Source organism: Pseudomonas sp. P39-UII1 (genome assembly GCF_039672635.1).
Lineage (GTDB): Bacteria > Pseudomonadota > Gammaproteobacteria > Pseudomonadales > Pseudomonadaceae > Aquipseudomonas.
In genome coordinates this window covers 454938-467227 of record NZ_JBDFPP010000002.1, presented here as the reverse complement: position 1 = coordinate 467227, position 12290 = coordinate 454938, and the positions used below count along the sequence as shown (strand labels likewise).

Genomic DNA, 12290 nt, shown 5'->3' with positions numbered 1-12290 from the left:
TACAGGATCCCCGCCAAATCAGTAAGTTGGCGTCTGGTCTGTGGGAGCCGGCTTGCCGGCGATGAGGCCGGTACTGACTACAGGGCGGTGGGACGGTGTCCGCCATGAGTCGATAGCAGCCCCTCGTGGAAGGCAGTGGCAATGCGTACTGCGCCGATCACTGGATCAGCGGTACGCCACTCAATGCCTGCAACTGCTCGAAGTCGATATCCGCATAGATCTCGACCACCCGCAGCCCATCAGAGGTCACATCCAGCACGGCCAGGTCGGTGTAGATGCGGCTGACGCAACCGAAACCGGTCAGCGGGTAGGTGCACTCGGGCACCAGCTTGCTTTCGCCGGACTTGGTCAGGTGGTCCATCATCACGAACACCTGGCGGGCGCCAGTAGCAAGGTCCATCGCGCCGCCCACGGCCGGGATCGAACCTTCGGCACCGGTGTGCCAGTTGGCCAGGTCGCCTTTGACCGACACCTGGAAAGCGCCTAACACGGCAATGTCCAGGTGGCCCCCGCGCATCATCGAGAACGAGTCGGCGTGGTGGAAGAACGCGCCTCCGGGAAGCATGGTCACATGCTGCTTACCGGCGTTGATCAGATCATCGTCTTCCTCGCCCGGCGCCGGGCTCGGGCCCATGCCCAGCAGGCCGTTCTCGCTGTGCAGGAAGACTTCCTTGTCACCCAGGAAGTTGGCCACCAACGTCGGGGCGCCGATACCCAGGTTAACGTAGGCGCCTTCCTGGATGTCTGCGGCCACGCGTTGGGCCATCTCGGTACGGGAGAGCTTTTTGGTGATGGTCATGGCAGGCCTCAGACAGCGTTGGCGATCAAGGAAGCGGTAGCGCCGGGGACGGCAACCACGCGCTGGACGAAGATACCCGGGGTGACGATGTGCTCCGGGTCAAGCACGCCGAGCTCGACAACCTGGTCGACTTGAGCGATGGCGGTCTTGGCGGCCATGGCCATGATCGGGCCGAAGTTGCGCGCGCCCTTGCGGTAGATCAGGTTGCCCCAGCGGTCGCCCTGGTGCGCTTTGATCAGCGCGAAGTCAGCGTGCAGCGGCATTTCCAGCACATACATGCGGCCGTCGATCTCACGGGTTTCCTTGCCTTCGGCCAGCAGGGTACCGTAGCCGGTCGGCGAGAAGAACGCGCCGATGCCGGAGCCTGCGGCGCGGATGCGCTCGGCCAGGTTGCCTTGCGGCACCACTTCCAGCTCGATCTTGCCGGCGCGGTACAGTTCGTCGAACACGTACGAGTCGGACTGCCGCGGGAACGAGCAGACTACCTTGCGCACGCAGCCCGCCTTGAGCAGCGCGGCCAGGCCGATCTCGCCGTTGCCGGCATTGTTGCTGATGATGGTCAGGTCGCGGGCACCGGTGGCGATCAGCCCGTCGATGAGCTCGGACGGCATACCGGCCGTACCAAAGCCACCGACCATGATGGTCGAACCGTCGATGATGTCTTCTACCGCGCTGGCGATGGACTCAAACGTTTTGTTGATCAAGGCGAGCTCCTGGTGGTTCCTGGAGTGGGGTTTATCTGGTCAGTGGTCAGCCGCCAAGCCATGGGAGAATTACTGGGCCTCTCAGCGATTGGCGTTGTTTTGCTGATATGGCTATAGCGTGCCGCAAGACGCGGCAACAGTAGAGGGGGGGATGCGGGAATATGTGCGGTTACCGAACGATTGTGCGATTTTCGGTCGGGTGTGCCCACCGTTTAATACGCATCGTTACAAAGGCAAGACCGCGCTGCTAAAGCCAGTGACCGTGCCCATCGCATTGGCCAGCAGCGCCCGGTGACCCTTTACCGGCTGGTGGCCGAGAACACCCTCGAAGAACAGATCGTCGCCCTGCATGCCCGCAAGCGCGACTTGGCCGACGGCCTGCTCGAGGGTGGCGAGGTCAGTGCAAAAATCGACGCTGATGCGTTGTTGAAGCTGCTTGCTGGCGCTGCGAGCTGATCATGAGCGTGGCAGCGCCGCCAGCACCGCACCGACCATGCTATTGAACGTAGCCGGCGAGTCCACCACGCGCGCGGGGGCGTTTGGCTCGCCGTCAGCACGCGTGGCGCGACGGGCCTGGTCGGCGGTGGCTGAGAGCTTGACGATCACCAGTTCGCGGCGGGGGTTGATGTAGATTTTCTGCCCGAAGCGCCCGCTGGCCTCGAACGAACCGTCACCGTCGTTTTTCTGGTACCAGTAATTGCGGTAGCTGTACCCAGGGCGGCCGGGGCCGAGGCTGCCCTGGGCGAACACTGCCGGGTCCGCAGGCTGGAACGTGCTGTGCACCGCCTGGTTGAAGCTGTCGCCCTTGGCATCACGGGCCAGTTCGCGGCGCACCAGTTCGGCGAAGCGGGCGGTGTCGCGCAAATTGCAGCTGATGCCGCCACTGGCCATTTCGGTACCGAGCGGGTCGACTTGCACATAGGCATCGTCCTCGGCGAAGCGTGACCACAACCGCTGTTCGACCAACTGCGCCCAGTTCAGCCCGGTGATGCGCCGCAACGCCCAGGCCAGCGCCTCCGGCGAGCCGTTCTGGTAGAAGAACGGCGCCTGGCCAGCGGGGTTCGGCGCCTGCTGCACCTGCCGCAGGAAGCTGTAGATATCCCCCGGCATGCCCTCGCCCCGCGGTATCAGGCCGGTGGCGGCAAACAGGCCGAGGTCCGGCGGCATCTGCGCGGGGTACTGCACCGCCACCTGCATGTCCAGGTTGGCCTGCACCGTCGCCTCGCCAAACGGCGTGCCGCGCAGTTCCGGCACGTAATGCGCCAGCGTACGCTGCGGGTCCAGTGCACCTTCAGCGATCAGCTGGGCGGCGATCAGGCCGGTGACCGACTTGGTCATCGACGCCCAGATATGGGGCTGGCCGGGTTGGAAGCCGTCCATGTAACGCTCGTACACCACCTTGCCCCGGTGCAGCACGATCAGCCCGTCGGTGCTGGTTTGCTGCAGGTAGCCGGCCACGGTCAACGGCTGGTCGCCGGCGCTGAAAGCCAGTTGGTCGAGCGCCGCCGCGCGGCCTTCGGCCAAGGCCAGCGGTGTGGCTGCGCGGCCGATGCCCCGGGTGGGCGACACCTCACGGGCGTGGCGCATTGACCAGCGCAAGTACGGTGGCTGAAAGGCATTGGCCTGGTTGACCCGCAGCTCCGGCGCCGGAGGGAACCCCTGCATCACACCCTGCCCGGTCGGTGCACCAACCGCCAGGGTGGGGGCCAGGGCACCGGCCAGCACCAGGGCGATACTCGTCAGGTTGGCGGATGAAGGCTGCATGCGTTTGGACATGGTCTTGCTCCTTGGTTGCACTAGAAGTTGGCGCCCACGCTGAACGCGACATAATCGCGGTCGCCGCGGGTGCCGTAATCGCCGTCGAGGTAATCGCTATAGGCAAGGCTTGCCCAGTACTGGCTGGCCAGGCTGACGTCCACGCCCAGGCTGATCGAGCGCGAGCCTTCGTTGAAGGCCGAGCTGTCCGCCGGTGAGTAACCCTTGACGTCATGGGCCCAGGCCAGGCCTGGGCGAATGTCCAGGCCTTGGATCAGGTTGGGGTAGCTCCAGGTGGCGCGCAGGCGGTAGCCCCAGGAAAAGGGTGTGACAAAGCCCTCGTCGTTGCAGTCGCCCGGGCTTTTCGAGATCGCCAGGCACAGGCTGTTGTCGGCCAGCTCGCCGTTGCCATAGGCACCGGAGCGGCCATAACGCGGCCCGAAACGCCCCTCCAACCCGCCGACATAGGTGGCGCCCACCTCACCCATCAGCAGCAGCTGGTTGGCGCCCATGACTTGGCTGAACGCCTGCACGGCCGATACCTGGGCCTGGGTCACCTCCTTGCGCCGGTAACCGTCGAAGGGTGTGTTGTCTGTCGCAGGGCGCAGGCCGTCGGCGTTGAGCGGGCTGCGGCCGGGGGCATTGAGCAGTGACTGCAGCACATCGTTGCCGTTGAGCTGCACCGGCATGTTCGGCCGGTAGCTGAGTTCGCCCTGCACGGCGGCACCGTTGCGCAGGGTGGTGGCGAAGGTCAGGCCGTACAGGCGGATGTCTTCGGGGTATTGCGCCCGGTACTGCGAGGTGCCCATGCGCAGCGCGCCGGCCAGGGTCTGCCCGTTGCTGGACGCCAGAAAAGCCCCGCAATTGGCCAGCGCCACACCGACATTGCCGCACAGTTCACGGGCAAAACCCGTATTGGCGTAATAACGGCTGCTGACCGTGCCCAGATAGGGCGAGCGGCTGTGGTAATTGGCGGCGAACAGGCCGAACTCGGTATCCAGTGGCTCCACGTACCAGTGCAGCGAAACACCCCATTGGCCACCGTTGCGTGCATCCTGGTCGGCGCCCCGAGGCACGCGCACGCCCTCCTCCGTCAGCGTCACACCAAACGGGGCCAGGGCCGGCGACACGGCCGGGTTGGTCACCATCTGCCCGCCGACATCCAGCCCCTGGCAGCCTTCGGGCATGAAGTCGTTGCCGGAAAAGAACGTTGCGCAGTTCTCCAGCCGGGTCTGCTCCCAGTCCAGCTGGTAGAAGGCATCGAAAGACAGCGCCTGGTTGAGGTTCTGCGTGACATACAGCAGGTTGACCGGCGCCAGGGCGTCTTTCACTTCCGAGCCTGGCCGGCGCAGCGCAGCCTGGTTGAAGGGGTTGATCACGTTCAGCCCGCCCTGGATGAACAGGCTTTCCCCCCAGTTGACCACCTGTTTGCCCACCCGCAGCGACCCGGGTTCACCGCCAATGTCGTAAAGGCCATAGGCGAATGCATCGAGCAGCTCCGCCCCCGCGGTTTTCGCCGAAACCTGGCGGTTGCGGTCGTCGATGTCGACGGCCCGCTGGCTGTGGTCGCGCTGCGCGGTGTCGTACCAATAGGTGCCACGCAGGAATACACCCACGTTCTCGCGGCGCAGCTCCAGGTCGTGGGTGCCTTTGAACATCGCCGAAAACACATCGCCCGAGCGGTAGTTGCGCCGCGCGTCGTTGCCATTGGCTGCCTGCAACTGCTGTTTGTCGGGGTTGGCAGTGCTGACGGCGGTACTCAGTGACAGCGCCGAGTCGAAACGCCCTTGCAGCGAGCCAACGTCGAATTGAACGCCCACAACCGGGGTGGCGAGCAGGCAGCACAGGGCCGCCAGCGGCGCCTGGCGCCGACAGAATAGGAGGGTTGCGCTCACTCTTAACCTCTTGTTGTTTTATTAGAGAGGGAAATGATGGGTTCAGCGCGGACGCGCCGGCCGCCCAGGCCGGCGGTGTCGGTGACGAGCAGTATCAGGTAGGTTTGATTACGCTCACAAATAGCGTCTTCGGATCAATGCCATGCCGGTTCGTTATGGCTCGATGGCGGTGCTTCAGAGCACTTCGAACAAGCCTGCGGCGCCCATGCCCCCGCCCACGCACATGCTCACCACCACGTAGCGAACCTTGCGCCGGCGGCCTTCGAGCAAGGCATGCCCGACCATGCGCGCACCGCTCATGCCATAGGGGTGGCCGATGGCGATGGCGCCACCGTTGACGTTAAGCCGCGACGGGTCGATGCCCAGGTGTTCGGCGCAGTAGAGCACCTGGCAGGCGAATGCCTCGTTGATCTCCCACAAGCCGATGTCTTCGACCCGCAACGCGTGGCGCGCCAACAGGCGCGGTATCGCCAGCACCGGGCCAATGCCCATTTCCTCCGGGGCCAGGCCGACCACCGCCATGCCCCGGTACAGCCCCAGCGGCTGGCAGCCTGCGCGTGCCGCCCGGGCACCGCTCATCAGCACACAGGCGCTGGCACCGTCGGACAACTGGCTGGCATTGCCCGCAGTCACGCAGCCGCCCTCGATCACCGGTTGCAGTGCCTCAAGGTCCGCCAGCCGGGTGTGCGGGCGGTTACCTTCATCCTGGCTCAGGTGCACGCGCTCGTGGGATTGGACGCCAGTGGCCTTGTCGACGACCTTGCGTTGCGCCGTGACCGCCACGATTTCGTCAGCGAACAGCCCGGCCTCCTGCGCTGCCGCTGTGCGCTGCTGCGACAGCAAGGCGTACCGGTCCTGGGCGTGGCGGTCGATACCATAGCGTTTGGCGACGTGCTCGGCCGTGTGCAGCATGGGCATGTAGGCGTGCTGGCACAGGCGCCGCACCGTGGCGTCCTGGGCAGCATTGGCGGCCTGCATGTGCGCCTGCTGCACCAGGCTAATCTGCTCCTGCCCGGCGCCGACCACCACCTGCATGCCCTCGCCGCGAATCTGCTGAGCGCCGATGGCAATGGCCATCAGCCCTGAAGCGCATTGGCGGTCGATGGTCTGCCCGGCCACCGACTGCGGCAAGCCGGCCGCCAGGGCCGACAAGCGCGCCGGGTTGATGGCGGCGGTCCCGCTTTGCATGGCGGTGCCCAGCACCAGGTCCTCGACTTCGCCCGGCTCCACGCCGGCGCGCTCGACGGCGGCGCGGATGGCAATGGCGCTCATGCTGGGGGTGGTGAGGTCGTTGAACGCGCCGCGCCAAGCCTTGGCAATGGGCGTGCGTGCGGTGGATACGATGACGGCGTCTTGCATGAAACGGCTCTCCTTGGGCAATTACACCGGCAGCAGGCTTGCGTAGGCGCTGCGCAATTTGGCGGGGATAGTGACCGGGCGGTTGTTGCGGCGATCGACGAACACATGGGTGAAACGGCCAGCGGCGCAGGCCTCGGGCTCGCCCTCGACGAACACGGCCAGGGCGTAGTGCACCGAACTGTTGCCCAACCGTTCGACGGCGATACCCACCTCGATGCGTTGCGGGAAGGCGACGGCGGCAAAATAGTCGCAGGCGGACCCGGCCACGTAGGCCACCACCGGGTCGTGGTGAATATCGAGGCCGGCGTGCTCGATCAACCAGGTATTCACGGCACTGTCGAAAAACCCGTAATACACAACGTTGTTCACATGCCCATACAGGTCGTTGTCGTGCCAGCGCGTGGTGATCGGCTGGAAGTGGCGGTAGGCGCCGCGCAGCGGGCGTTCCCTGGCCATGTTCAAAACGCCGCCTGATAGAGGGCCACTGCGTCGTCGAGGGTGACCTTGCGCGGGTTGTTGACCAGCAACCGTTGCTGTTGCAGGGCATCCTCGGCCAGCAACGGCAGGCTGTGCCGCGGTACCCCGACATCTCGCAGCCGGCTGGGCAGGCCGCAGCGTGGCGCCAGCTGCTCCAGCTCATCGATGAACTGGCTGCACAGCTCATGCGGGTCACCAGGCACCAGCCGCTCACCCAGCAGTGCCGGGGCCAGCGCGGCGTAGTCGGCGAACGCTTCGCGACGGTTGAAGCGCATCACGTGGGGCAGCACCAGCGCATTGGCCAGCCCATGCGGCACGTGGTAACGCGCCCCCAACGGGTAGGCCAGCGCATGCACCGCCGCCACCGGCGCGTTGGCAAACGCCTGCCCGGCCAGGCAGGCGCCCAGCAGCATGGCCTGGCGCGCCGCCAGGTTGCCACCGTTGTGCACCGCCTGGTCGAGGTTGCTGGCCAGCAGCGCCAGCGCCTCACGGGCCAACAGGCTGGACAGCGGGTTACGCTTGAACTGGCTGGTGGTGGCCTCGATGGCATGGACCATCGCATCGATCCCCGTGGCGGCGGTGATCGCCGGGGGCAGGCCGAGGGTGCGCTCAGCGTCGAGCAACGCCAGGTCGGGCAGCAACAGGGGTGAAATCACCGCCATCTTGGCCGCCTCGCCGGTGGTGATCACGGCCACGGGTGTGACCTCCGACCCCGTCCCGGCGGTGGTCGGCACCTGGATCAGCGCCAAGCGCTGGCCTTTGGCCTGGTCGATGCCGTAGACCGCCTCCAGGGTCTGGTCACAGGCCGGGTGCGCCAGCAGCGCCACCAGCTTGGCGACATCCATGGAGCTGCCGCCACCGAAGCCGACGATCAGCTCGGCGCCGATATGCCGCGCCCGAGCGACGGCCGACAGCACGCAGGCGTGGCTGGGGTCGGCGCTGACCTCGCTGAAGATCGCCACGCTCAGGCGGGCCTGGGTAAACCCTGGCAGCAAGTCATCGAGCATGCCCAGGTTGACGATGCCCGGGTCGGTGACGATCAGCACGCGGCGCACGCCGCGTTGCTGGCACAGCTGCGCCAGGCGCCCGGCGGCGCCGGGTTCGCACAGCAGATGGGGGGTGGTGGCAAAACTGAAAGGCTGCATGCTCATGTTCCTCTTGTTCTTGTGGGTGAACAGCCGGGCCAGGTCAAAAGGCGAAGTGCGCTTCATCCAGGCTCATCAGGCACTGCGCGCCGCCGCGCACGGCCTCGCAGTGGGCACTCGCGCGCGGCAACACCCGCCGCCAGTAAAAGGCTGCAGCGTGCAACTTGGCCTGGTAGAAGGCGCTGTCCTGGCTGCCGGCGGCCAAGGCCGCGCTGGCGGTTTCGGCCGCCCGCAGCCACAGCGCGGCCAGCAGCACGTAGCCCGAATAGGCGAGAAAATCCACCGACACCGCGCCGATTTCCTGCGGGTCGCAGCGGCAGGCGTCGAGCACCTCGGCGCTCAGGTTGCGCCATTCCTGCAGGCGCTGGGCAACCGCCTGGGCCATGCCGGCCAGCGCGTCTGCGCGGCAGTTGCGTGCCGCTTCAAGCAACTCATCGATCAGCAGGCGCAACTGCTCGCCGCCGTCGCCCAGCAGCTTGCGGCGAATCAGGTCCAACGCCTGAATGCCATTGGTGCCCTCGTACAGCTGAGTGATGCGGCTGTCGCGCATCAGTTGCTCCATGCCCCATTCGCGGATGTAGCCATGCCCGCCGTACAGCTGCACACCCAGGCTGGCAGTCTCCTGGCCGACATCGGTGAGGAAGGCCTTGACGATGGGGATCAGCAACGCCGCCCGGCGCCCGGCGGCCGCCTGCACCTCAGGCTGCAAGGCGCCGTGCTCCAGGTCCAGCGCTTGGGCGGCAAAGGCCGCCAGCATGCGGCAACCTTCGCTGAGGGTTTTCTGGGTCAGCAGCATGCGCCGCACGTCAGGGTGGCAGATGATCGGGTCGGCACTGCGCTCGGGCGCCACCGGCCCTGCCAGGCTGCGCGACTGCAAGCGCTCGCGGGCATAGGCCAGGCCACCCTGGAAGGCCGCCTCGGCGATGCCCAGCCCCTGCAGGCCGACCTGGAAGCGCGCATCGTTCATCATGGTGAACATGCACGCCAGGCCCTGGTTGGCCTCCCCCACCAGCCAGCCACGGGCGCCATCGAAATTCATCACGCAGGTCGCCGCACCCTTGATGCCCATCTTGTGCTCGAGCGCGCCGCATTCCACCGCATTGCGCGGGCCCAGCCCTGCGCCTTCGGTGCATTCGAACTTGGGCACCAGGAACAGGCTGATGCCGCGCACACCGGCCGGCGCATCCGGCAGGCGCGCCAGCACCAGGTGGACGATGTTGTCGGTGAGGTCCTGGTCGCCGCCGCTGATGAAGATCTTGCTGCCGCTGATGCGGTAGCTGCCATCGCCCTGCGGCTCGGCACGGGTACGCAGCAGCGCCAGGTCGGTACCGGCCTGCGGCTCGGTCAGGCACATGGTGCCGGCCCATTCGCCGCTGACCAGCTTGCCCAGGTAATCGCGCTTGAGCGCTGCGCTGCCGTGCCGGTGCAAGGCCAGCACGGCGCCCTCGGTCAGGCCGGAATAAATCCGAAACGACAGCGACGCGCCCATCAGCATTTCGTGAAAGCAGGCCGAAACCATTTGCGGCAGGCCCTGGCCGTCATGTTCCAGCGGGCCGGTCATGCCACCCCAGCCCTGCTCCACATACTGCCGGTAAGCCTGGCGGAAACCATCCGGTGTGCGCACGTTGCCTTGCTCCAGGCGGCAGCCCTGCTCATCGCCCTGGCGGTTGAGCGGCGCAACCACTTCGCCGGCAAAGCGTGCACCCTGCTCAAGGATGCCGTCGATGGTTTCGCGGTCCAGCTCATTGCCCAGGCGGGCACAGTGCGCCGTCACATCGAACAGTTCGTGCAGCACGAAGTGCATGTCACGCTGGGGGGCTCGGTAGTTCATGCGCGGCCCTCGCGGACGTCGGCCAGCTGTTTGCCCTCGGCCACCAGGCGCATCAGCAACCCGGCCGGGCGCCAGTGTTCGCCGAACAGGCCCTGCAAGCGTTCCAGGCGTGCCAGGAGCAAGCCCAGGCCCTGCTGGTCGGCCCAGCGCATCGGCCCGCCGACCTCGTGCGGGAAGCCATAGCCATGCAGGTACACCCGGTCGATGTCAGCGCTGCAGCTGGCCACCGTTTCCTCGAGAATTTTCGCGCCCTCGTTGACCAGCGCCAGCAGGCAGCGCTCGCGGATTTCCTCGTCGTCGATCGCGCGCCGGTGCACGCCCAGGCCCTGGGCGATTTTGAGCACAAGCGCATCGACCTCGGGGTCGTGCACGGCTTCACGGCTGCCAGGGGCATACCGGTAGTAACCCTGGCCGCTTTTCTGACCGAAACGCCCCAGCGCGCACAGGGCATTGTCGACCTGTACCAACGGCGCATCCATGTCTTTGCCGGCCAGCTGGCGCGCACGCCACTCCAGGTCGATGCCAACCACGTCGTACATGCGAAACGGGCCCATGGCCATGCCGAACGCCTGCAGCGCCCCATCCACCTGCCGCGGCGTGGCGCCTTCGAGCAGCAGCTTGCGCGCCTCGGCCACATAGCTGGCGAGCATGCGGTTGCCGATAAAGCCTGGGCAGTTGCCGGCCACCACGACTTCCTTGCCCATGCGCTGCCCCAGGGCCTGGGCCGCCTCGAGTACCGCAGGCGAAGTGCGCTCGCCGCGCACCACTTCCAACAGCTTCATCACATGGGCCGGGCTGAAGAAATGCAGCCCCAGCACCTGTTCGGGCCGGCGGGTGACGGCCGCGATGGCGTCGATGTCCAGCGCCGAGGTATTGCTGGCCAGGATGGCGTCGGCCTTGAGCGTGCTGTCCAGGGTACGGAAGATGGCCTGCTTGAGCGCCAGGTTCTCGTACACCGCTTCGATCACCAGGTCGGCTTCGGCGAGGTCGTCATAGGCTGTTACCTGGCGCACCCGCGCCAGGCAAGCGTCGGCCTCGGCCTGATCGATACGGCCCTTGGCCACCTGCTTTGCCCAGGTTTGCGCGATCATCGCAAGGCCCGCTTCGGTGGCGCTGGGGTCGTTGTCCAACCACAGCACCGCAAGGCCTGCACGGGCCAGGCTGATGACGATGCCGCGGCCCATGGTGCCGGCGCCGATCACCGCCGCCTGCTGAACGTTGTAGGGAGTACTCACGGGTGACGCTCCTGATTCGAGGTGTGAAGGCATTGCCCTCACCCTAGTCAGGCGCCTACTATTTTTGAAATTCTCATTTTCCATCCCATGTATTTTTCGCATGAATATAGCCAACTTCGACCTCAACCTGCTGCGCGTCCTGGACATGCTGCTGCGTGAACAGAACGTGTCGCGCGCTGCCGAGCGCCTGGCGCTGACCCAGCCGACGGTGAGCAATGCGCTGGCGCGCCTGCGCGACCTGCTGGGCGACCCGCTGCTGGTGCGCGTGGGCCGGCGCATGCGCCCCACCCCGCGCGCCCTGGCCCTGGAAGGCCCGATTCGCGCGGCGTTGCTACAGATCGAACAGACCCTTGGCGCCGGCGACAGCTTCGACCCGCAGCTCAGCCACCGCCAGCTGCGTATCGCCCTCACCGACTTCGCCGAACAGCTGTGCATGCCAAAGTTGCTGGCCACCTTGCAAACCCAGGCCCCGCACTTGCGCGTGGACGTGCTGCACCTGACGCCCAATCTGCCCGCTGAAGCCCTCGACCGCGGCGAACTCGACCTGGTGCTGGGGCGCTTCGATGAGGTGCCCGCGCGCTACGAGCGGCGCCACTGGCGCAGCGAAACCCTGCACGTGGCGGTGCGCCAGGGCCACCCCGAAGTGGATGGCACGCTCGACCTTCAAACGTTTCTCGCCCTGCGCCACTTGTGGGTGCACGGCGGCCAGACCCGTGGCATGGTCGACCAATGGCTGGGGGAACAGGGCCTGGCCCGGCGCATCGTCTACACCACGCCCAATTACCTGCAGGCCGCGCACCTGGCCGCAAGCTCCGACCTCTGCGTGGTGCTGCCCACCGCCCTGGCCCGCCATTTCGCCCGGCTGCTGCCGCTGCAGGTATTCGACCTGCCGTTCGCCCTGGAGCCCTTCCAGCTGGAGCTGGTGTACCTCGCCCATCGCCAGCACGACCCGGCACTGGCCTGGCTGGTGGCGCGCATCATGGACATCGGTGCCGGCTGAGCCATCGCATTTGGGCATGGGTGGCCATGCAAGAGTGGTATTGGTTCGCCAGCGAGCTCTGTCCTTAGAGTGTTCGCCCTCAGAACAACA

The 12290-nt window shown here is 66.4% G+C and carries 11 protein-coding genes; 2 read left to right on the top strand and 9 right to left on the bottom strand.

Annotated elements, in window-relative coordinates; genetic code table 11:
* Positions 1-157: 157 nt before the first annotated feature.
* Together ABEH27_RS04870 and ABEH27_RS04865 are read right to left on the bottom strand one after the other, a co-directional pair.
* Entirely contained in the window at positions 158-799 is a 642-nt protein-coding gene (locus ABEH27_RS04870; protein ID WP_346612466.1) for a 3-oxoacid CoA-transferase subunit B, read from the bottom strand.
* Between the two features lie 8 nt (positions 800-807).
* Positions 808-1503, bottom strand: coding sequence for a 3-oxoacid CoA-transferase subunit A (locus ABEH27_RS04865; protein ID WP_346612465.1), 696 nt, complete (start codon positions 1501-1503; stop codon positions 808-810).
* Between the two features lie 291 nt (positions 1504-1794).
* Here ABEH27_RS04865 and ABEH27_RS04860 point away from each other — a divergent pair, with 291 nt between their 5' ends.
* The gene (locus tag ABEH27_RS04860; RefSeq protein WP_346612464.1) at positions 1795-1959 is read left to right on the top strand and encodes a hypothetical protein; all 165 of its coding nucleotides are present in this window, start codon (positions 1795-1797) and stop codon (positions 1957-1959) included.
* Here ABEH27_RS04860 and ABEH27_RS04855 read toward each other — a convergent pair whose 3' ends face one another.
* The 7 genes from ABEH27_RS04855 to ABEH27_RS04825 form a co-directional block, all read right to left on the bottom strand.
* Positions 1960-3279, bottom strand: a complete 1320-nt coding sequence (locus ABEH27_RS04855; protein WP_346612463.1) for a serine hydrolase — start codon at positions 3277-3279, stop codon at positions 1960-1962.
* Between the two features lie 20 nt (positions 3280-3299).
* Positions 3300-5153 (bottom strand): DUF1302 domain-containing protein, encoded by a 1854-nt coding sequence (locus ABEH27_RS04850; protein WP_346612462.1) that lies wholly within the window; start codon positions 5151-5153, stop codon positions 3300-3302.
* Positions 5154-5327: 174 nt separating this feature from the next.
* Positions 5328-6512 carry an acetyl-CoA C-acyltransferase gene (locus ABEH27_RS04845; RefSeq protein ID WP_346612461.1) on the bottom strand — a complete coding sequence of 395 codons (1185 nt, stop codon included), beginning with the start codon at positions 6510-6512 and terminating at the stop codon, positions 5328-5330.
* Positions 6513-6533: 21 nt separating this feature from the next.
* Complete coding sequence (locus tag ABEH27_RS04840; RefSeq protein WP_346612460.1) at positions 6534-6968, bottom strand: thioesterase family protein; 435 nt, start codon at positions 6966-6968, stop codon at positions 6534-6536.
* 2 nt (positions 6969-6970) lie between these two features.
* Positions 6971-8134: an iron-containing alcohol dehydrogenase gene (locus ABEH27_RS04835; protein WP_346612459.1), complete on the bottom strand. Its 1164-nt coding sequence runs from the start codon at positions 8132-8134 to the stop codon at positions 6971-6973.
* A gap of 43 nt (positions 8135-8177) precedes the next feature.
* Positions 8178-9965: an acyl-CoA dehydrogenase C-terminal domain-containing protein gene (locus ABEH27_RS04830; RefSeq protein ID WP_346612458.1), complete on the bottom strand. Its 1788-nt coding sequence runs from the start codon at positions 9963-9965 to the stop codon at positions 8178-8180.
* Positions 9962-11200 (bottom strand): 3-hydroxyacyl-CoA dehydrogenase NAD-binding domain-containing protein, encoded by a 1239-nt coding sequence (locus tag ABEH27_RS04825; protein ID WP_346612457.1) that lies wholly within the window; start codon positions 11198-11200, stop codon positions 9962-9964. Before ABEH27_RS04825 ends, ABEH27_RS04830 begins: the two co-directional genes overlap by 4 nt.
* A 100-nt stretch (positions 11201-11300) precedes the next feature.
* Between ABEH27_RS04825 and ABEH27_RS04820 the strand changes: the two genes are divergently transcribed.
* Entirely contained in the window at positions 11301-12200 is a 900-nt protein-coding gene (locus ABEH27_RS04820) for a LysR family transcriptional regulator (protein WP_346612456.1), read from the top strand.
* Positions 12201-12290: the final 90 nt, after the last annotated feature.

Bases quoted from the DNA above. Each gene is read 5' to 3' on its own strand.
- ABEH27_RS04830 (WP_346612458.1), bottom strand. From the start codon at position 9,965: ATGAACTACCGAGCCCCCCAGCGTGACATGCACTTCGTGCTGCACGAA.
- ABEH27_RS04840 (WP_346612460.1), bottom strand. From the start codon at position 6,968: ATGGCCAGGGAACGCCCGCTGCGCGGCGCCTACCGCCACTTCCAGCCG.
- ABEH27_RS04845 (WP_346612461.1), bottom strand. From the start codon at position 6,512: ATGCAAGACGCCGTCATCGTATCCACCGCACGCACGCCCATTGCCAAG.
- ABEH27_RS04835 (WP_346612459.1), bottom strand. From the start codon at position 8,134: ATGCAGCCTTTCAGTTTTGCCACCACCCCCCATCTGCTGTGCGAACCC.
- ABEH27_RS04820 (WP_346612456.1), top strand. From the start codon at position 11,301: ATGAATATAGCCAACTTCGACCTCAACCTGCTGCGCGTCCTGGACATG.
- ABEH27_RS04855 (WP_346612463.1), bottom strand. From the start codon at position 3,279: ATGTCCAAACGCATGCAGCCTTCATCCGCCAACCTGACGAGTATCGCC.
- ABEH27_RS04870 (WP_346612466.1), bottom strand. From the start codon at position 799: ATGACCATCACCAAAAAGCTCTCCCGTACCGAGATGGCCCAACGCGTG.